Origin of the sequence: Pseudomonas sp. S49, assembly GCF_009866785.1 — a bacterium.
Taxonomy (GTDB): domain Bacteria; phylum Pseudomonadota; class Gammaproteobacteria; order Pseudomonadales; family Pseudomonadaceae; genus Aquipseudomonas.
This window is the reverse complement of record NZ_CP019432.1, coordinates 5156735-5176048: the sequence shown is the minus strand read 5'-3', so window position 1 is coordinate 5176048 and position 19314 is coordinate 5156735. Positions and strand designations below refer to the sequence as shown.

The window sequence follows — 19314 nt, the reverse complement described above, 5'->3', positions numbered from 1 at the left end:
CTTCTTCGAGGAATGCTGGTCGTGATCTGCTGCATGGCAGGGATCGCGATGGCAGATGAGAAAAACATTCTGGTTACCAGCGGCAGCGATCGGGCTACACCGATCGCCGTCGTACCGTTCGGCATGCAGGGCGGTGCCGTGCTGCCGGATGACATGGCTGAAATCATCGGTAACGATTTGCGCAACTCGGGCTACTACTCGCCGATTCCAAAGCAAAACATGATCAGCCAGCCAAGCCAGCCGAGCGAAATCATCTTCCGTGACTGGAAGGCGGTGGGTGCTCAATACATGATGGTCGGCAGCATTGCGCCAGCCGGCGGTCGCCTGCAAGTGCAGTGGGCACTGTTCAACGTGGCCACCGAACAGAAAGTGGCCGACGGCAGTGTGTCCGGTACTACCGAGCAACTGCGTGACATGGCGCACTTCATCTCCGACCAGTCGTTCCAGAAGCTGACCGGTATCGAAGGTGCGTTTTCGACTCGCCTGCTGTATGTGACGGCTGAACGCTTCTCCGAGAAGAACACCCGTTACACCCTGCAGCGTTCGGACTATGACGGTGCTCGTGCTGTAACTCTGCTGCAATCGCGTGAGCCGATCCTGTCGCCGCGTTTCGCACCGGATGGCAAGCGCATTGCCTACGTGTCGTTCGAGCAGAAGCGTCCGCGTATCTTCATGCAGAACATCGACACCGGTCGCCGTGAACAGATCACCAACTTCGAAGGCCTGAACGGTGCACCAGCCTGGTCGCCGAACGGTGATCGCCTGGCGTTCGTACTGTCGAAGGACGGTAACCCGGACATTTACGTGATGAACCTGGCTTCGCGCCAGATCACCCGTGTGACCGCAGGTCCTGGCATCAACACCGAACCGTACTGGGGCAAGGATGGTTCGACCATCTACTTCACCTCGGACCGCGGCGGCAAGCCTCAGATCTACAAAACCAGCGCCAGTGGCGGTGGTGCCGAGCGTGTGACGTTTGTAGGTAACTACAACGCCAACCCGAAACTTTCGGCAGATGAAAAGACTTTGGTGATGATCCACCGTCAGGATGGCTTCACCAATTTCAAGGTGGCAGCTCAGGATCTGCAGCGAGGGAGTGTAAAGATCCTCACTGATAGCACTCTGGACGAGTCACCTACTGTTGCGCCCAACGGCACCATGGTAATCTACGCCACCCGCCAACAGGGCCGGGGAGTCTTGATGCTCGTGTCCATTAATGGACGCGTTAGGCTCCCGCTTCCTACCGCTCAAGGCGAAGTCAGAGAACCGTCCTGGTCCCCTTACCTGAAGTGAGCGGGCGCTACACGTTTTACTTAACACACTGGGGTTCATTAGGAGTTTCACGATGGAAATGCTGAAGTTTGGTAAATTTGCTGCGCTGGCTCTGGCCATGGCTGTAGCTGTAGGTTGCTCGTCCAAAGGCGGCGACAACGCCGGTGAAGGCGCTGTTGATCCAAACGCTGGTTACGGCGCAAACACTGGTGCCGTTGACGGTTCCCTGAGCGAAGAAGCTGCTCTGCGCGCAATCACCACCTTCTACTTCGAATACGACAGCTCGGACCTGAAGCCAGAAGCCATGCGCGCTCTGGACGTTCACGCCAAAGACCTGAAAGCAAACGGCGCTCGCGTTGTTCTGGAAGGCAACACCGACGAACGTGGTACTCGTGAGTACAACATGGCACTGGGCGAGCGTCGTGCGAAAGCCGTTCAGCGCTACCTGGTACTGCAAGGTGTTTCCCCAGCTCAGCTGGAACTGGTTTCCTACGGCGAAGAGCGTCCAGTTGCTACCGGCAACGACGAGCAGTCCTGGGCTCAAAACCGTCGCGTCGAACTGCGTAAGTAATTCGATATGCGAACGTGCCGTCGTGCTGTAACTGTTCTGGCTCTCAGCCTCGCGCCGCTTGCGGCGTGGGCTGCGGTTCCTGTGGTCGATGACAACTCCGGTTATAACAATAGCGGGAGCAGTTATCCGCCTGCAGGTTACGGTACGAACGGCGCCTATGCCGGGGGAGCGGCTTCGGCCCCTGCCTCGGCACAAGGCATGCTGTTCAACCAACTGCAACAAATGCAGGATCAGATATCGCGTCAGCAAGGTGTGATTGAAGAACTGCAGAATCAGGTTGCGCGCATGAAGCAGGAATCCCTGGAGCGATACCAGGATCTTGATCGGCGCATAGGATCCGGCGTTGCACCTGCCGCGACTCCTGAGAATTCTTCTGCCGGTGGCGATGCAAGTGCTGCTGCCGGTGCTGCCGCTGGCGCCGGGGCTGCTGCCCAGGCACCTGCTGCAAGCAGCGAACCGGGTGATCCGGCCAAGGAAAAGCTGTATTACGATGCCGCTTTCGACCTGATCAAAGCCAAGGATTTCGACAAGGCCAGCCAGGCTTTTGCCGCTTTCCTGCGCAAATACCCGAACAGCCAGTACGCGGGCAACGCCCAGTACTGGTTGGGCGAAGTCAATCTGGCCAAAGGCGATCTGCAAGGCGCAGGTCAGGCTTTCGCCAAGGTTTCGCAGCTGTATCCCAAGCACGCCAAAGTGCCGGATTCGCTGTACAAGCTGGCTGATGTAGAGCGCCGCCTCGGTCATACCGACAAGGTCAAAGGCATTCTGCAGCAGGTGGTGGCCCAATACCCGGGCACGTCCGCCGCTCAGTTGGCTCAACGCGATCTGCAACGCATGTAAGCACGCTTGACCCGTTTGGAAGAAACCCGCGCTTGTCGCGGGTTTTTTCGTTAGAATTCACGCCCTTTTTCTGAAACACGCTTCTTGCGGTCTACGCGTTGGCGGGATTGCCTGAAGTGCCTGACGGAGGCGGACAGCCTGTTTAGCTGTTACGCCCGTGGCGACTATGCAAGACACATTGAGAATCACCGAAGTTTTCTACTCGTTGCAGGGGGAAACGCGGACTGCCGGGCTGCCCACGGTTTTTGTGCGCCTGACCGGTTGCCCTTTGCGTTGCCAATACTGCGACAGCGCCTACGCGTTCAGTGGCGGCACTGTGCGCACCCTCGACGATATCCTCGAGCAAGTGGCCGGATTTCGTCCGCGCTACGTCTGCGTCACCGGCGGTGAGCCGCTGGCACAGCCGAACGCCATTCCTTTGCTCAAACAGCTGTGTGATGCCGGTTACGAGGTCTCGCTGGAAACCAGCGGCGCCCTCGACGTCTCGGCTGTCGATCCGCGCGTCAGTCGCGTTGTCGACCTGAAGACACCGGATTCGAAAGAAGCCCATCGCAACCGTTACGAGAACATCGAACTGCTGACGCCCAACGATCAGGTGAAGTTTGTTATCTGCTCGCGGGACGACTATGACTGGGCCGTCTCCAAACTGATTCAGTACGGTCTCGATCGGCGTGCCGGTGAAGTGCTGTTTTCCCCAAGTCACCATGACCTCAATGCCCGCGATCTGGCGGATTGGGTGGTGGCGGACAACCTGCCGGTACGCTTGCAATTGCAGTTGCATAAATATCTGTGGAACGACGAGCCGGGGCGCTGAGATGACTGAACAACTGAAGACTAATGAAAAGCGCGCCGTCATCCTGCTGTCCGGCGGCCTCGATTCGGCGACCGTCGTGGCCATGGCACGCGCCGAAGGCTACCGCTGCTATACCATGAGCTTCGACTACGGCCAGCGCTCCCACGCCGAACTACACGCCGCTGCCCGCGTCGCCCGCGACTTGGGCGTGGTCGAGCACAAGGTGATTGGCCTCAACCTGAATGGTATGGGCGGCTCGGCACTGACCGACACCAGCATCGACATCCCCGAAGAGTTGGGCGAAGGCATTCCGGTGACGTACGTGCCGGCGCGTAACACGGTGTTCCTGTCGCTGGCGTTGGGCTGGGCAGAAGTACTGGGTGCACGCGACATCTTTATTGGTGTCAACGCCGTGGACTATTCCGGTTACCCGGATTGCCGCCCCGAGTTCATCGAGTCGTTCGAGCGCATGGCCAATCTGGCGACCAAGGCTGGCGTTGAAGGCAACGGTTTCCGCATCCAGGCGCCGTTGCAGAACCTGAGCAAGGCACAGATCGTTCAGGCGGGCGTTAAGCTCGGCGTTGATTATGGCCTCACCGTTTCCTGCTATCAGGCCGACGATGACGGCCGCGCGTGCGGTAAATGCGACAGCTGCCGCCTGCGCGCAGAAGGCTTTGCGGCCGCTGGTGTGGACGATCCAACACCTTATTTTTGATTATTTTCAAAAAGGTGTTGAATAGTCCTTAAAAATCAGTATTATACGCGCCACCACACAGCGGGTCGTTAGCTCAGTTGGTAGAGCAGTTGGCTTTTAACCAATTGGTCGTAGGTTCGAATCCCACACGACCCACCATATTTGGCGGTTTAGAAAATCCGGAAGGCCCACGAAAGTGAGGATTTCCGGGTTTTTTTTTTGCCTGTAATTTCGCTATGCGTTATTTCAATACCCGCAGCGCTGACGCAGGTCAGAATCATCTTTTGTATCAACGGGATATTCTGTAGCCTTGCGCAGCTTCAACGCTGTCCGTGCCTGATAATACTCACTCTCCCGGCGGTACCCTCAAGCGGTCCGGAGCCGGGTGTATACTCGACTTTCGCGCGAACGCGCCTGCAGGTCTTGCGAACATGACGCAGATTTCCGAACGCCTTCTGGTTCAAGCCCACCTCGATGCCAAACAGCCCAAACCGCTGACGGCTGAGGAAGAGGCTTATTACCGTTCCGCTATCGCCGCCGAGCTCAAGGCTCAGGACGCGGTGCTGGTGGCCCACTTTTATTGCGACCCGGTGATTCAGGCTCTGGCCGAAGAAACCGGTGGCTGTGTCTCTGACTCCCTGGAAATGGCCCGCTTCGGCAACGCTCACCCGGCGAAGACTGTGGTGGTTGCTGGCGTGAAGTTCATGGGCGAGACCGCGAAGATTCTCAACCCGGAAAAACGCGTGCTGATGCCAACCCTCGAAGCGACCTGCTCGCTGGATCTGGGTTGCCCGGTCGACGAGTTCTCAGCGTTCTGTGATCAGCACCCGGAGCGCACGGTGGTGGTCTATGCCAACACTTCCGCTGCTGTGAAAGCGCGGGCTGACTGGGTGGTGACATCGAGTTGCGCGCTGGAGATCGTCGAAAGCCTGATGGATAACGGTGAGACGATCATCTGGGGGCCGGACAAGCACCTGGGTACCTACATTCAGCGCAAGACCGGCGCAGACATGCTGTTGTGGGACGGTGCCTGCATCGTCCACGAGGAGTTCAAGTCCAAGCAGCTTGAGGACATGAAGGCGCTGTACCCGGATGCTGCGATCCTCGTGCACCCGGAATCGCCGACTTCGGTGATTGAACTGGCGGATGCCGTCGGTTCCACCAGCCAGTTGATCGCTGCCGCGCAGAGCCTGCCGAACAAGACCCTGATCGTGGCCACCGACCGGGGCATCTTCTACAAGATGCAGCAGTTGTGCCCGGACAAGGTCTTCATCGAGGCGCCAACCGCCGGTAACGGTGCCGCGTGCCGCAGTTGCGCACATTGCCCGTGGATGGCCATGAACACCCTTGAGCGCACGCTCAAGAGCCTGAAGGAAGGCACGAACGAGATCTTTGTCGATCCGGCGTTGATTCCGCAGGCGATTCGGCCGTTGAAGCGGATGCTCGACTTTACCCAGGCAGCGCGGATGAAGCTGGCCGGTAACGCCTGAATTCTGAAAAGCGCCACAAAACCTGTGGGAGCGAGCCTGCTCGCGAAAGCGGTGTATCAGTCACCATTGAAATCGACTGATACGCCGCCTTCGCGAGCAGGCTCGCTCCCACAGTGGTTTTCAGAGTCTGGAAATTATTTGGTCTTCTTCGGGACCCGGACGAGGCGGGTATCGGAGTAGATGTCATGCCACGTGCGCTTCTGCTTGTCATACAGCGACCAGAAAAATCCCAGCCCTACGCACAGCCACGACGCAATCGACACCATAAACCGCAACAGCGCCTGCCACAGACTGATCGCGGTGCCATTGGCGTTCTGTACGCGAATGCCCCACACCTGCATGCCCAGTGTCTGCCCGCCATGGGTCCAGAATTTTGCAAAGAATGCGAACAGCACCAACACCAGCACCGTCGAGTAGAGCGGATCACCGTCCAGTTGCCCTGCGTCGGTCATCACCCGCAGACGTTCTTCGCCGATGATCGCTGCCTGGATCAACTTGTAAACGAATCCGGTGACGATCAGCAGAGCGGTGCACAGCAGAAAGTCATAGAACATCGCAGCCAGACGCCGGCCAAGGCCAACGGCAGGAAAATCGCCCTGTGGGGTGAGCAGGTTTTTCGACATGGCAGCCTCTGGACGCAAATTGAAGCGCCATTTTACGGATTCGCGCGCACAAAAAAGCCCCTGATATCAATATCAGGGGCTTTTTCGTAACAGAAATCAGGCTTCTGCTTGTACTTCGTCAGCCTGCATGCCTTTTTGGCCTTGCACAGCAACGAAGGTCACTTTCTGGCCTTCTTTCAGGCTTTTGAAGCCGTTGCCCTGAATGGCGCGGAAATGCACGAACAGATCCGGACCGCTTTCTGGAGTGATAAAACCAAAACCTTTCTCGTCGTTAAACCACTTGACGGTACCGCTCTGACGTGTGGACATTTCTTATTTCCTTTGACGCAAAAATTGATGACAGTCTCTTCCACATGAAAGAGTACTGGGGCTGGTTGCAGGAGAGTAAGAAGACGTCGAACGGGATGTAGCTAACTTGTAGGCTACTGCCCAGGTCACGATTCAAAGCTGACCCATGCAAACACAGTGGACAAACTCTACGCCAACTACGGGAGAAAAAACAAGCCCTGCGAAGCCCCCGGTTTTACTGAGCTTGAGCAAGTTAATCCTTTCACTAGTGCGGGCTTAGACGATTCGCTTGTTCAATTGTTTTCGAACGTTATAAGCAAAGTTCATATTCGAATCGATTGTTAGAAAATGCACTTTTTTGTGGCGATTGCGTTACACATTAGTGCACGCATTACGCAATCGCGTTACTTATAGAAACAGTCAATCAACCACGATAGTAGCGTTGTGGAACAAATGGCATTTTGCTTACAAGCATTTGCACCTTTTTCCCACGCACGATGGCCCAAACCGGTGTGTCGAGGGTGACATAAGCGCTATCGAGGTAACCCATCGCCAACGGCCCGCCCAAGGTCGGACCAAAGCCACCGCTGCACACGCTGCCGATGATCTCGCCGGCTTCGTTGACGATTTCTGCGCCTTCACGCACTGGCGTGCGTTCCTGTGGCAGCAAGCCGACGCGTTTGCGTGCGACGCCATTCTGTTGCTGGGCGAAAACGTTTTCCGCACCGGGGAAACCGCCGGCCCGCGCGCCATCAGCGCGACGTGGCCTGGAGACCGCCCAGAGCAGGCTGGCTTCGATTGGCGTGGTCTCGGTGTTCATGTCGTGGCCATACAGGCACAGGCCGGCTTCCAGGCGCAGCGAGTCGCGAGCACCGAGGCCGATAGCCTGAACTTCCGGTTCGGCGAGCAGGGCGCGCGCGAGTTTTTCCGCATCTGCAGCCGGTACCGAGATTTCGAAACCGTCTTCACCGGTGTAGCCCGAGCGGCTGACGAAGCAATCCACGCCCAGCAACGACACGCGGTTGAATTGCATGAAGGTCATCTTCGCCACGTCAGGAGCCAGGCGCGCCAGCACAGTGACCGCTGCCGGACCTTGCAGTGCGAGCAGTGCGCGCTCTTTGAACAGCGCCGTAATGGTGCACTGAGCGCCAATGTGTTTTTGCAGGTGAGCCAGATCCTGATCCTTGCACGCGGCGTTGACCACCAGGAACAGTTCGTCGTTGCCGAGGTTGGCAACCATCAGGTCATCGAGAATGCCGCCGTTGTCGTTGGTAAACATCGCGTAACGCTGCATGCCCACCGGCAGGTCGATGATGTCCACTGGCACCAGGCTTTCCAGGGCTTTGGCGGCGTTGGCACCGGTCAGGCGGATCTGGCCCATGTGCGAGACGTCGAACAGCCCGGCGTGTTCACGGGTGTGTTGGTGTTCTTTCATTACGCCGAGCGGGTATTGCACCGGCATGTCGTAGCCGGCGAACGGCACCATGCGGGCGCCGAGTTCGATGTGCAGAGCGTGCAGCGGGGTTTTCGACAGTTGTTCGGTGGACATGCGTGGCTCCTTGAAAATTTGAGTTTGGGGGTATGGGGCTAGATTAAGATCAAGATCAAAAGCCCCTCACCCCAGCCCTCTCCCAGAGGGAGAGGGCGTTAGGTACGTTTATCTCCCGGAGGGAGAGGGGGGCTAGTTACGTTTCGTGGTCAGCATTCGATAATGTTGACCGCCAGACCGCCGCGGGCGGTCTCTTTGTATTTGCTTTTCATGTCGGCGCCGGTCTGGCGCATGGTGCGGATGACTTTGTCGAGGGAGACGAAATGCTGGCCGTCGCCTCTCATGGCCATGCGTACCGCGTTGATGGCTTTCACCGATCCCATCGCGTTGCGCTCGATGCACGGCACTTGCACCAGTCCGCCAATCGGGTCGCAGGTGAGGCCGAGGTTGTGCTCCATGCCGATTTCTGCGGCGTTCTCGACTTGCTGAACACTGCCGCCGAGCACTTCACACAACGCGCCAGCCGCCATTGAGCAGGCAACCCCGACTTCACCCTGACAACCGACTTCGGCGCCGGAGATCGAGGCGTTTTCCTTGTAGAGAATGCCGATGGCCGCCGCGGTCAGCAGAAAGCGCACGACGCCGTCGTCATTCGCACCGGGGATAAAGCGCATGTAGTAATGCAGTACCGCCGGAATGATCCCCGCTGCACCGTTGGTGGGTGCGGTGACCACGCGGCCGCCATTGGCGTTTTCTTCGTTGACCGCCAAGGCGTAGAGGTTGACCCAGTCGAGCACCGACAACGGATCGCGCAACGCTGATTCCGGGTTTTTGCACAGTTGCCGATGCAGCGCTGCCGCACGACGTTTGACCTTCAAGCCGCCCGGCAGAATGCCTTCGTTACGACAACCGGCGGCAACGCAGTCCTGCATCACTTGCCAGATTTTCAGCAGGCCGGCACGGGTCTCCGCTTCGGGGCGCCAGGCGCTTTCATTGGTCAGCATCACCTGACTGATCGGCAGACCATAGGTGGCGCAATGACCGAGCAAGTCCTTGGCACTTTTGAACGGGAAGGTCAGCGGTGTGGCGTCTTCGACGATGCGATCGGCGCCGGCGGCATCCTCGTCGACGACAAATCCACCACCGACCGAATAGTACTCGCGGCTGCGAATCTGCAGACCCGCAGCGTCGAAGGCGCGGAAGATCATGCCGTTGGGGTGATAGGCCAGCGGCTTGCGGATCATCGCCAGGTGTTCTTTCTCGTTGAACGCAATGCTGTGTTCACCGAGCAGATTCAGCCGGCCGTTGCCGCGAATCTCTTGCAGGCGTGCGGCGACGGTTTCGGTATCGACGGTGTCCGGGTGTTCGCCTTCGAGGCCGAGCAGCACGGCTTTGTCGCTGCCGTGACCTTTACCAGTAGCGCCGAGGGAACCGTACAACTCGACGCGAACGCTGGCGGTGGTGGTCAGCAGGTTTTCACGGCGCAGACCTTCGGCGAAACGCGCAGCAGCACGCATCGGGCCGACGGTGTGGGAACTGGAGGGGCCGATGCCAATCTTGAACAGGTCGAACACGCTTAACGACATGAGTGGTTCTCCGGTTTCTTGTTATAGGAATTGGCGAAAGTCCGAAATCGGTTGCAGATCCCTTGTGGGAGCGAGCCTGCTCGCGAAAGCGCTGTGTCAGCCAACCTTTCATTAACTGACACTACGCTTTCGCGAGCAGGCTCGCTCCCACAGGGGGATCTGTGGTGTTGCAGAAATCGGGGCGATTAAAACGCCCCTCATTCAATTAAGCGTAGCTTTCGATCGACGGGCAGGCGCACACCAGGTTGCGATCGCCGAACACGTTGTCGACGCGACCGACCGGTGGCCAGTATTTGCCTTCAATCAACGACGCAACCGGATAAACGGCCTGCTCGCGGCTGTACGGGTGGGTCCACTCGCCAACCAGTTCCGCAGCGGTGTGCGGCGCGTTCTTCAGCGGGTTGTCGTCCTTGTCCAGCGTGCCGTTTTCCACCGCGCGGATTTCTTCGCGGATACGGATCATGGCGTCGCAGAAGCGATCCAGCTCTTCTTTGGATTCACTTTCGGTCGGCTCGATCATCAGCGTGCCCGCAACCGGGAACGACATGGTCGGCGCGTGGAAACCGAAGTCGATCAAGCGCTTGGCGACGTCATCAACGCTGATGCCGCTGCTGTCTTTCAATGGACGCAGATCCAGAATGCATTCGTGCGCCACCAGGCCGTTGCTGCCGGTATACAGCACTGGATAGTGCTCTTCCAGGCGACGGGAAATGTAGTTGGCATTGAGGATCGCCAGCTGCGAAGCGCGCTTCAGACCGGCGCCGCCCATCATGCGAATGTACATCCAGGTGATCGGCAGAATGCTCGCGCTGCCGAACGGTGCTGCGCAGACCGCACCTTCCTTGCGTTCCATCTGGCCGTGGCCCGGCAGGAACGGCGTCAGGTGCGACTTGACGCCAATCGGGCCTACGCCCGGGCCGCCACCGCCGTGGGGGATGCAGAAGGTTTTGTGCAGGTTCAGGTGCGAAACATCGCCGCCGAACTTGCCCGGTGCGCACAGGCCAACCATTGCGTTCATGTTGGCGCCGTCGATGTACACCTGGCCGCCGTTGTCATGAATGATCCCGCAGATTTCGCGGATGCCTTCTTCGAACACGCCGTGGGTCGACGGGTAAGTGATCATCAGCGCGGCGAGGTGCTCGCGGTGTTCGATGGCTTTGGCGCGCAGGTCTTCGATATCGACGTTGCCGCGCGCATCGCACGCGGTCACGACCACGCGCATGCCAGCCATGTTGGCGGTGGCCGGGTTGGTGCCGTGGGCGGACGACGGGATCAGGCAGATGTCGCGGCGTTCGTCGCCACGGCTCTGGTGATAGGCGCGGATCGCCAGCAGGCCAGCGTATTCACCTTGCGAACCGGCGTTCGGTTGCAGCGAGATCGCGTCGTAACCGGTGGCGGCGCAGAGCATCGCTTCCAGCTCATCGGTCAGTTGCTGGTAACCGGCACTTTGCGCGGCCGGTGCGAACGGATGCAGCGCACCGAATTCAGCCCAGGTCACCGGGATCATTTCGCTGGCAGCGTTGAGTTTCATGGTGCACGAGCCCAGCGGGATCATGGTGCGATCCAGTGCCAGATCCTTGTCGGCCAGTTTGCGCAGGTAGCGCATCAGCTCGGTTTCCGAGTGATAACGGTTGAACACCGGGTGGCTGAGGATTGGCGACTGGCGTACCAGCGAAGCAGGGATAGTGCTTTGAACCGAAGCGGCGAGGGCGGCGAAGTCCGGCAGGGTTTTGCCGTCGGCGAACAGGCCCCACAGGGTTTCGATGTCAGCCTGCGTGGTGGTTTCGTCGACCGACAGGCCCAGACGCTGAGCGTCGATCACGCGTAGGTTGATCTGTGCAGCGTGTGCCTTGTCGTGCAGTGCGGCGGTGTTTGCGCCGGCGGCGACGGTCAGGGTGTCGAAGAAGCTGGCTTGTTCGACTTTCGCGCCGAGCGCGGTCAGGCCCTTGGCCAGAATCGCGGTCAGGTGATGCACGCGGTTGGCGATCTGGGTCAGGCCTTTCGGGCCGTGGTAGACGGCGTACATGCTGGCGATGTTGGCCAGCAGCACTTGCGCGGTGCAGATGTTCGAGGTGGCCTTCTCGCGGCGGATGTGTTGCTCGCGGGTCTGCATCGCCAGACGCAGCGCCGGCTTGCCGAAACGGTCAACCGACACGCCGACCAGACGGCCAGGCATGTCACGTTTGAACGCATCTTTGGTGGAGAAGTAAGCCGCGTGTGGGCCACCGAAACCCAGCGGCACGCCGAAGCGTTGTGCCGAACCGATGGCGACGTCCGCGCCGAACTCGCCCGGGGCGGTCAGCAAGGTCAGGGCCAGCAGGTCAGCGGCGACGGCGACCAAAGCGTTGGCGGCGTGGAAGCGTTCGGTCAGTTCGCGGTAGTCGAACACATCACCGTTGCTCGCCGGGTATTGCAGCAGCGCGCCGAAGAACGGCGTCACGTCAGTCAGTTCACGCTCGTCGCCGACGACCACGTCAATGCCCAGCGGCTCGGCACGGGTGCGCAGCACGTCGAGGGTTTGCGGGTGGCTGTGGATCGAGGCGAAGAATTGGTGGCTGCCCTTGTTCTTGCTCAGGCGTTTGCAGAAGGTCATGGCTTCGGCAGCGGCGGTAGCTTCGTCGAGCAGCGAGGCGTTAGCGATCGGCAGGCCGGTGAGGTCGCTGATCATGGTCTGGAAGTTCAGCAGCGCTTCGAGACGGCCCTGGGAAATTTCTGGCTGGTACGGCGTGTAAGCGGTGTACCAGGCCGGGTTTTCCAGCAGGTTACGCAGGATCGGCGACGGCGTGTGGCAGTTGTAGTAGCCCTGGCCGATGTAAGTCTTGAACAGCTGATTTTTGCCGGCGATTGATTTGATCATTGCTAGTGCATCGGCTTCGCTCAAACCGTCGTCCATGCCGAGCACGCTGGTGCCCTTGATGCTTTCCGGGATGACGCTGGCGCTCAGGGCTTCGAGCGAATCGAAACCGAGGCTGTTGAGCATGGCTTGCTCGTCGCCGGCGCGCGGGCCGATGTGACGGGCAATGAATTCGTTGGCGGTGCCAAGGTTTACTTGAGTCATGTCGGTGTTCCTCAGGCTTCGGCTTGGGCTTTGATCAGACGGTCGTAGGCGTCCTGGTCGAGCAGTTTGGCCACGGCCGATGCGTCGCTAGGTTGGAAGCGGAAGAACCAGCCTTCGCCCAGCGGATCTTCGTTGACCAGTTCCGGGGCGTCTTCCAGCGCCGGGTTGACTGCCAGTACTTCGCCGTCGAGGGGCATGTACACGCCGCTGGCGGCTTTTACCGATTCCACGGTGGCGGCTTCGGCGCCTTTTTCGTAGGCCTGCAGCTCAGGCAGTTGCACGAACACCACGTCGCCCAGGGCGTTCTGCGCGAAAGCGGTGATGCCGACAGTAACGCTGCCGTCAGCTTCGGTGCGCAGCCATTCGTGATCTTCAGTAAAACGCAACTCGCTCATGGAAACTCCTCAGGGGGCCAGACTCGTCTGGTGGACGCGGTGGAATAGTCGGGCGCGAAGGCCCTTATTTATGAGGGGTTGATTAGCAAGAACGCGGCCAATGTTGAATTATTCATATAAATCAATAAGTTATATGTTTTGGTGAGATGGTTTGAGCGGGAGCGTGTAGCGAAATCGCTACAGGCTGGGGCGAGGAGAAAAGCTGAACGGGATCAAAGCCTTGCACAGCGGTGATCGGAGGCGGGTGTAGCGATATCGTTCCGCTGTAGCGCTTTCAGTACAGGTGGAGGTCGTTTTTGAACGGATTTCGAATCCACCCTCTAACCCCTGTGGGAGCGAGCCTGCTCGCGAAGAGGGTGTGTCAGTCACCAATGATTTTGCTGATATACCGCTTTCGCGAGCAGGCTCGCTCCCACAGTGGGGGTATTTCCCACAGGAGGATTCGTGGTGGGTTCAGGGTTTGTTGGGGATGCCGTATTTGCGCAGGCGATGGGCGATGGCGGTGTGCGAAGTTTGCAGGCGGCTGGCCAGTTGGCGGGTCGAGGGGTAGCTGACGTAGAGTTTTTCCAGCAGCGATCGCTCGAACGCTTCGACCGCTTGTTCGAGGCTGTCGACGTCGCTGTCGGTCTGCCGCGCCACCGAGGTACCGGCAATGTCGAGATCGCCAATATCGACCAGGCTGCTCTCGCAAATCGCTGCCGCGCGGAAGATCACGTTCTGCAATTGTCGTACGTTGCCCGGCCAGCGATTACCGAGCAGCGCCGGGTAAGTCCCCGGGGCGAGGCGGCAGACCGGGCGCTGAATTTGCGCACAAGCCTGCTGCATGAAATAGCGTGCCAGCAACAGAATGTCCTGCCCGCGCTCACGCAGCGGCGGCACTTCGACGTTGAGCACGTTGAGGCGATAGAACAGGTCTTCGCGGAACAAGCCTTCGCTGACCATTTTTTCCAGATCGCGATGGGTCGCGCTGAGGATGCGCACGTTGACCTTCACTTCACGATCACCGCCGACGCGGCGGAAGCTGCCATCGTTCAAGAAACGCAGCAGCTTGGCCTGCAAATACGGCGACATCTCGCCGATCTCATCAAGAAACACTGTGCCCTGGTTGGCCAGTTCCATCAGCCCCGGTTTGCCGCCGCGCGCTGCTCCTGTGAAAGCACCGGGGGCGTAGCCGAACAGTTCGCTTTCGGCGAGGTTCTCTGGCAACGCTGCGCAGTTGAGAGCGAGAAACGGTGCACTGTGCCGAGTGCTGATGGCGTGGCAGGCACGGGCAACCAGTTCTTTACCGGTGCCGGTTTCGCCTTGGATCAGCAGGGGGGCGTCGAGGGCGGCGACTCTTTGCGCGCGTGCCTTGAGGGTGCGGATTGCTGGGGACTCGCCGAGCAGCGCATCGAAACCTTCGGCATGGTCGTGGTGCAATGCCGAGAGTTGTTCGCCGATGCGGTTTGGTTGGTAGAGCGTCAGCAGCGCGCCGGCGTCGGTGATCGGCGTGGCATCGAGCAGTAAGGTCTGACCGTTGACGGTGATTTCGCGCAATGGCAGGCGGAAGCCTTGCTCAAGCAACGTGTCGAGCAGGCCGGGATCGTTGAACAGTTCAGCGACACTTTCCCCCGCCGGTTCACGACCGTACAAGGCGATCAACGCCGGGTTGGCCAGCAGCACCTTGCCGGCGCTGTCGAGCGCCAGTACCGGGTCGGTCATCGCCGCCAGCAACGCATCGAGCTGCAAGTGCCGACGCTGGCCGGGGAGGATGTCGACCACGGTCACCGCCTCCACGCCGAGCACGCGGAACAGGGCATCCTTCAACTCTTCGAGCACTTGCGGGCTCAAGGTCGGCGCGTCGATGTAGACGTTGGGCGGGATCATCTCCACCGCATCCAGATTGAGATTGCGCCCACCGAGGATAGCCAGGACTTCCTGGGTGATGCCGACGCGGTCGATGAAGCTGACGTGGATACGCATGGGGCGGTTCAGTGATCTGCAGAGCGGAGGGTGGCAAGTATGCCTTGGGCTTGGAGAGAGGTGAAAGCAAAAGCACCCTCACCCCAGCCCTCTCCCGGAGGGAGAGGGGGCCGACCGAGGTGTCTGAGGTTTGACATCGACTTGAAAGAGCCGGTCGATTATGGATTCGGTAAAGCAGAGTCGGGCCGGCAAAACTATCGAGCATCCCTCAATCAGTCCCCTCACCCCAGCCCTCTCCCGGAGGGAGAGGGAGCTGACCGAGGTGTCTGGCGCTACACGTCGACCTGAAAAATCGAGTCGATTATGGATTCAGTGATGCAGGATCAGGTCGGTGTAACTCTAGAGCATCCCCCAATCAGTCCCCTCTCCCTTTGGGAGAGGGCTAGGGTGAGGGGCTTTTGCGGGTTATTCGAAATGCTCAAGATTGACCGGGTCGCCGGATTGCATATTCAACTTCTGCCGAATGTCTTCAAACATCAGGTCGTAATGCTTGTGCACAGAACCGATCTGGCTGTGAGCCTTGGGAATCCCGTACTTTTCGGCGATGCGGGTCACGTCACGGGCGAAGTTGTAAGCCTCTTCCTTGGGCAGGAAAAACGTTTCCTTCATGTCCTTGCCCTGCATGCTGCCATGCAGGGTGAACTGTATTCCTTTGCCTTTCGAAGGATCGGTAAACACTTCATAGTCGAGGTGTACGTTGTAATTGACGTCATCGTCGGTCAACGCGTGCCGCTCGATATGCAAATGACCAGGTTCGAATTGGGCCATGGTTTACTCCTTTCAAGGCATGGGAGAAGGGCAGACCCCGGGCCTGCCCCCGCCGTTTCTAGTTATCGATAAGTGATGCCAGGCTTCGCAGTAGTCACGCGAGTACCGGCAGTACCCTGGACAATCGCTTCGATATCCGCCAGCGAACCGATCACCGCGACCTTGCCAGTATGGCGCGCAAATTCGCAGGCTGCCTGCACCTTCGGCCCCATGGAGCCAGCGGCGAAACCGAGGCGTTCGAGTTCATCCGGGTGCGCTTCGGCAATGGCTTTCTGCGTTGGTTTGCCGTAGTCGATGAACGCCGCGTTGACGTCCGTGGCGATCACCAGCAGGTCGGCTTCCAGTTGCTCGGCGAGCAGCGACGAGCACAGGTCCTTGTCGATCACCGCCTCGATACCCTTGAGATTACGGTTCTCGTCGTACATGGTCGGAATCCCGCCGCCACCGGCGCAGATCACGATGCTGCCCTTGTCGAGCAGCCATTTGATCGGGCGGATTTCGAAGATGCGTTTTGGCCGTGGACTGGCGACCACACGGCGGAACTTGTCGCCATCCGGGGCAATCGCCCAGCCTTTTTCAGCGGCGAGTTTTTCTGCTTCGGCCTTGTCGTAGACCGGGCCGATGGGTTTGGTCGGGTTCTGGAAGGCCGGATCTTTGGCGTCGACTTCGACCTGAGTGAGCAGGGTGGCGAACGGCACTTCGAAGTCGAGCAGGTTGCCCAGTTCCTGTTCGATGATGTAGCCGATCATGCCTTCGGTTTCGGCACCGAGCACGTCCAGCGGGTAAGGGGTGACGGAGGTGTAGGCCGCCGCTTGCAGCGACAACAGGCCCACTTGCGGGCCATTGCCGTGGGCGATGACCAGTTGGTTGCCGGGATGGATCTTGGCGATTTGCTCGGTGGCGATGCGGATGTTGGCGCGCTGATTGTCAGCGGTCATCGGTTCACCACGGCGGAGCAGGGCGTTACCGCCCAGAGCTACGACGATACGCATAATGCATGTCCTTTTCGTGTTGATCGTTCCCACGCTCTGCGTGGGAATGCCGCCACGGACGCTCCGCGTCCGCTGTGACGCAGAGCGTCACGGGATGCATTCCCACGCGGGAGCGTGGGAACGATCATGGATCAGCAGTGGTTACAGATCAGCCAGGGTCGAAACTAGAATCGCCTTGATCGTGTGCATGCGGTTTTCCGCTTGCTCGAAGGCGATGCAGGCTGGGGACTCGAACACGTCGTCGGTCACTTCGATGCCGTTTTTCAGGTGCGGATACTGTTCGGCGATTTGCTTGCCGACTTTGGTATCACTGTTGTGGAACGCCGGCAGGCAGTGCATGAACTTGGTGCGCGGGTTGCCGGAGGCTTTCATCAGCTCGGCGTTGACCTGGTACGGCAGCAGTTGCTGGATACGCTCGGCCCAGGCTTCCACCGGTTCGCCCATCGATACCCAGACGTCGGTGTGAATGAAGTCGACGCCTTTAACGGCTGCTTTCGGGTCTTCAGTCAGGGTGATACGTGCGCCACTTTCTTCGGCATATTTGTGGCAACGCTCGACCAGATCATCCAGTGGCCACAGCGCTTTTGGCGCGCAGATGCGCACGTCCATGCCGAGCTTGGCGCCGACCAGCAGCAGCGAGTTGCCCATGTTGTTGCGCGCATCGCCGAGGTAGGCGTAGCTGATTTCGTGGATCGGCTTGTCGGCGTGTTCACGCATGGTCAGCACGTCGGCGATCATTTGCGTCGGGTGATATTCATCGGTCAGACCGTTGAACACTGGTACGCCGGCGAACTTGGCCAGCTCTTCGACAATTTCCTGTTTGAAGCCACGGTACTCGATAGCGTCGTACATGCGACCCAGCACACGGGCGGTGTCTTTCATGCTTTCTTTGTGGCCGATCTGCGATGAGTTCGGGTCGATGTAGGTGACGTTGGCGCCTTGGTCATAGGCCGCCACTTCGAACGCGCAGCGGGTGCGGGTCGAGGTTTTTTCGAAGATCAGGGCGATGTTGTTGCCCTTCAGGTGTTGCTGCTCGGTGCCGGTGTATTTGGCGCGTTTGAGGTCGCGGGACAGGTCGAGCAGGTAACGCAGCTCACGTGGGGTGTGGTGTTCCAGGCTGAGCAGGTTACGGTTGTGAATGTTAAAAGCCATGATGGATCTCCTTCGGTGTCGGTTATCCCCCTGGCCGCACGTTGTAAGTGTCGGCCAGGGCTCAGAGGTTTAGTAATCGATCGGGTCGCGGATGATCGGGCAGGTCATGCAGTGGCCGCCGCCACGGCCTCGGCCCAATTCACCGGCGCTGATGGTGATGACTTCCACGCCGGCCTTGCGCAGCAGGGTGTTGGTGTAGGTGTTGCGGTCGTAGCCGATGACCACGCCCGGCTCCACGGCCACCACGTTGTTGCCGTCGTCCCATTGCTCGCGTTCAGCGGCGAAGCTGTTGCCGCCGGTTTCCACCACGCGCAGCTTCGGCAGGTTGAGGGCTTTGGCCACGGTGTCGAGGAAGGTGCCTTCTTCGCGGCGGATGTCGATGCCGCCCTGTTTGCTTTCGTCTGGTCGCAGGGTGAAGGCGACGATCTGATTCACCACCTCAGGGAAAATCGTTACGAGGTCGCGGTCGCAGAAGCTGAACACGGTGTCGAGGTGCATCGCCGCGCGGGATTTCGGCAGGCCGGCGACGATGACTTTTTCCACGGCTTTGTTCTTGAACAGGTTCAGCGCCAGTTGGCCGATGGCCTGACGTGATGAGCGCTCGCCCATACCGATCAACACCACGCCGTTGCCGATTGGCATGACGTCGCCGCCCTCTAGGGTGGAGCTGCCGTGTTCCTTGTCCGGGTCGCCGTACCAGATTTCGAATTCGGCGTTGGTGAACTGTGGATGGAATTTGTAGATGGCGGTGGCCAGCAGGGTTTCCTGACGGCGCGCTGGCCAGTACATCGGGTTCAGCGTCACGCCACCGTAGATCCAGCAGGTGGTGTCGCGGGTGAACTGAGTGTTCGGCAGCGGCGGCAGAATGAAGCTGGAGTGGCCGAGGAAGTCGCGGAACATCTGGATGGTCTTGCCACCGAAGCTGTCCGGCAGATCATCGGCAGACACGCCACCAATCAGGAACTCGGCGATGTGCCGTGGCTCCAGACTCTTCAGCCAGGATTTGACTTCGTTGATCAGGCCCAGGCCCACCGAGTCGGCGGTGACCTTGCGCTCGAGAATCCAGTCCAGTGCCTCAGGGTTAGCGACGATGTCGGTCAGCAGGTTGTGCATTTCCAGCACGTCGATGCCGCGCTCACGCATTTTGGTGACGAAGTCGAAGTGGTCGCGCTTGGCCTGAGCCACCCAGAGCACGTCGTCGAACAGCAGTTCATCGCAGTTGTTCGGGGTCAGCCGCTGATGGGCCAGACCTGGGGAGCACACCATGACTTTGCGCAGTTTGCCGGCTTCGGAATGGACGCCGTACTTAACTTTTTCCGTGGTCATTTCAGATCCTCCAGA

17 protein-coding genes and 1 tRNA gene are annotated in these 19314 nt (G+C 59.3%); 7 read left to right on the top strand and 11 right to left on the bottom strand.

The window, feature by feature from the left end:
- Positions 1 to 12: 12 nt before the first annotated feature.
- From tolB to nadA, 7 genes are all read left to right on the top strand, one after another.
- Positions 13 to 1293, top strand: coding sequence for a Tol-Pal system beta propeller repeat protein TolB (gene tolB, locus PspS49_RS22825; protein ID WP_016983828.1), 1281 nt, complete (start codon positions 13 to 15; stop codon positions 1291 to 1293).
- A gap of 52 nt (positions 1294 to 1345) precedes the next feature.
- Positions 1346 to 1843, top strand: a complete 498-nt coding sequence (gene pal, locus PspS49_RS22820) for a peptidoglycan-associated lipoprotein Pal (RefSeq protein WP_003178634.1) — start codon at positions 1346 to 1348, stop codon at positions 1841 to 1843.
- A 6-nt stretch (positions 1844 to 1849) separates the two neighbouring features.
- Positions 1850 to 2683, top strand: a complete 834-nt coding sequence (ybgF, locus tag PspS49_RS22815) for a tol-pal system protein YbgF (protein ID WP_007912724.1) — start codon at positions 1850 to 1852, stop codon at positions 2681 to 2683.
- Positions 2684 to 2849: 166 nt separating this feature from the next.
- Positions 2850 to 3497 (top strand): 7-carboxy-7-deazaguanine synthase QueE, encoded by a 648-nt coding sequence (queE, locus tag PspS49_RS22810; protein ID WP_007912722.1) that lies wholly within the window; start codon positions 2850 to 2852, stop codon positions 3495 to 3497.
- 1 nt (position 3498) lies between these two features.
- Entirely contained in the window at positions 3499 to 4191 is a 693-nt protein-coding gene (queC, locus tag PspS49_RS22805; RefSeq protein ID WP_095121314.1) for a 7-cyano-7-deazaguanine synthase QueC, read from the top strand.
- Between the two features lie 62 nt (positions 4192 to 4253).
- Positions 4254 to 4329, top strand: a tRNA-Lys gene (locus PspS49_RS22800).
- Between the two features lie 272 nt (positions 4330 to 4601).
- On the top strand, positions 4602 to 5660 hold the full coding sequence (gene nadA / locus PspS49_RS22795) for a quinolinate synthase NadA (protein WP_016773509.1): 1059 nt from the start codon (positions 4602 to 4604) through the stop codon (positions 5658 to 5660).
- 134 nt (positions 5661 to 5794) lie between these two features.
- On the opposite strand, the gene PspS49_RS22790 is transcribed toward nadA, so the two are convergent.
- From PspS49_RS22790 to arcA, 11 genes are all read right to left on the bottom strand, one after another.
- Positions 5795 to 6283 (bottom strand): RDD family protein, encoded by a 489-nt coding sequence (locus PspS49_RS22790; RefSeq protein ID WP_160041553.1) that lies wholly within the window; start codon positions 6281 to 6283, stop codon positions 5795 to 5797.
- A 96-nt stretch (positions 6284 to 6379) separates the two neighbouring features.
- Positions 6380 to 6592 (bottom strand): cold-shock protein, encoded by a 213-nt coding sequence (locus tag PspS49_RS22785; RefSeq protein WP_003227496.1) that lies wholly within the window; start codon positions 6590 to 6592, stop codon positions 6380 to 6382.
- A gap of 403 nt (positions 6593 to 6995) precedes the next feature.
- A complete protein-coding gene (gene gcvT / locus PspS49_RS22780; protein WP_160041551.1) occupies positions 6996 to 8120 on the bottom strand; it encodes a glycine cleavage system aminomethyltransferase GcvT in 1125 nt (374 codons plus the stop codon).
- 149 nt (positions 8121 to 8269) lie between these two features.
- Positions 8270 to 9646 (bottom strand): L-serine ammonia-lyase, encoded by a 1377-nt coding sequence (locus PspS49_RS22775; RefSeq protein WP_150774430.1) that lies wholly within the window; start codon positions 9644 to 9646, stop codon positions 8270 to 8272.
- Positions 9647 to 9851: 205 nt separating this feature from the next.
- Complete coding sequence (gcvP, locus tag PspS49_RS22770; protein ID WP_160041549.1) at positions 9852 to 12704, bottom strand: aminomethyl-transferring glycine dehydrogenase; 2853 nt, start codon at positions 12702 to 12704, stop codon at positions 9852 to 9854.
- Between the two features lie 11 nt (positions 12705 to 12715).
- Positions 12716 to 13099, bottom strand: a complete 384-nt coding sequence (gene gcvH / locus PspS49_RS22765; RefSeq protein ID WP_095121307.1) for a glycine cleavage system protein GcvH — start codon at positions 13097 to 13099, stop codon at positions 12716 to 12718.
- A 453-nt stretch (positions 13100 to 13552) separates the two neighbouring features.
- Complete coding sequence (locus PspS49_RS22760; protein WP_150774428.1) at positions 13553 to 15061, bottom strand: sigma-54-dependent transcriptional regulator; 1509 nt, start codon at positions 15059 to 15061, stop codon at positions 13553 to 13555.
- Positions 15062 to 15466: 405 nt separating this feature from the next.
- On the bottom strand, positions 15467 to 15829 hold the full coding sequence (locus PspS49_RS22755) for a DUF5064 family protein (protein WP_008086543.1): 363 nt from the start codon (positions 15827 to 15829) through the stop codon (positions 15467 to 15469).
- Positions 15830 to 15891: 62 nt separating this feature from the next.
- Positions 15892 to 16821 (bottom strand): carbamate kinase, encoded by a 930-nt coding sequence (arcC, locus tag PspS49_RS22750; protein ID WP_034153407.1) that lies wholly within the window; start codon positions 16819 to 16821, stop codon positions 15892 to 15894.
- 141 nt (positions 16822 to 16962) lie between these two features.
- Positions 16963 to 17973 (bottom strand): ornithine carbamoyltransferase, encoded by a 1011-nt coding sequence (locus PspS49_RS22740; protein WP_008086805.1) that lies wholly within the window; start codon positions 17971 to 17973, stop codon positions 16963 to 16965.
- Between the two features lie 69 nt (positions 17974 to 18042).
- Positions 18043 to 19299 (bottom strand): arginine deiminase, encoded by a 1257-nt coding sequence (gene arcA, locus PspS49_RS22735; RefSeq protein WP_150774425.1) that lies wholly within the window; start codon positions 19297 to 19299, stop codon positions 18043 to 18045.
- Positions 19300 to 19314 lie beyond the last annotated feature (15 nt).

Bases quoted from the DNA above. Each gene is read 5' to 3' on its own strand.
- arcA (WP_150774425.1), bottom strand. From the start codon at position 19,299: ATGACCACGGAAAAAGTTAAGTACGGCGTCCATTCCGAAGCCGGCAAA.
- PspS49_RS22740 (WP_008086805.1), bottom strand. From the start codon at position 17,973: ATGGCTTTTAACATTCACAACCGTAACCTGCTCAGCCTGGAACACCAC.
- tolB (WP_016983828.1), top strand. From the start codon at position 13: ATGCTGGTCGTGATCTGCTGCATGGCAGGGATCGCGATGGCAGATGAG.
- pal (WP_003178634.1), top strand. From the start codon at position 1,346: ATGGAAATGCTGAAGTTTGGTAAATTTGCTGCGCTGGCTCTGGCCATG.
- PspS49_RS22790 (WP_160041553.1), bottom strand. From the start codon at position 6,283: ATGTCGAAAAACCTGCTCACCCCACAGGGCGATTTTCCTGCCGTTGGC.
- PspS49_RS22755 (WP_008086543.1), bottom strand. From the start codon at position 15,829: ATGGCCCAATTCGAACCTGGTCATTTGCATATCGAGCGGCACGCGTTG.
- nadA (WP_016773509.1), top strand. From the start codon at position 4,602: ATGACGCAGATTTCCGAACGCCTTCTGGTTCAAGCCCACCTCGATGCC.
- ybgF (WP_007912724.1), top strand. From the start codon at position 1,850: ATGCGAACGTGCCGTCGTGCTGTAACTGTTCTGGCTCTCAGCCTCGCG.
- PspS49_RS22760 (WP_150774428.1), bottom strand. From the start codon at position 15,061: ATGCGTATCCACGTCAGCTTCATCGACCGCGTCGGCATCACCCAGGAA.
- PspS49_RS22785 (WP_003227496.1), bottom strand. From the start codon at position 6,592: ATGTCCACACGTCAGAGCGGTACCGTCAAGTGGTTTAACGACGAGAAA.
- gcvT (WP_160041551.1), bottom strand. From the start codon at position 8,120: ATGTCCACCGAACAACTGTCGAAAACCCCGCTGCACGCTCTGCACATC.
- gcvH (WP_095121307.1), bottom strand. From the start codon at position 13,099: ATGAGCGAGTTGCGTTTTACTGAAGATCACGAATGGCTGCGCACCGAA.
- arcC (WP_034153407.1), bottom strand. From the start codon at position 16,821: ATGCGTATCGTCGTAGCTCTGGGCGGTAACGCCCTGCTCCGCCGTGGT.
- PspS49_RS22775 (WP_150774430.1), bottom strand. From the start codon at position 9,646: ATGTCGTTAAGCGTGTTCGACCTGTTCAAGATTGGCATCGGCCCCTCC.
- gcvP (WP_160041549.1), bottom strand. From the start codon at position 12,704: ATGACTCAAGTAAACCTTGGCACCGCCAACGAATTCATTGCCCGTCAC.
- queE (WP_007912722.1), top strand. From the start codon at position 2,850: ATGCAAGACACATTGAGAATCACCGAAGTTTTCTACTCGTTGCAGGGG.
- queC (WP_095121314.1), top strand. From the start codon at position 3,499: ATGACTGAACAACTGAAGACTAATGAAAAGCGCGCCGTCATCCTGCTG.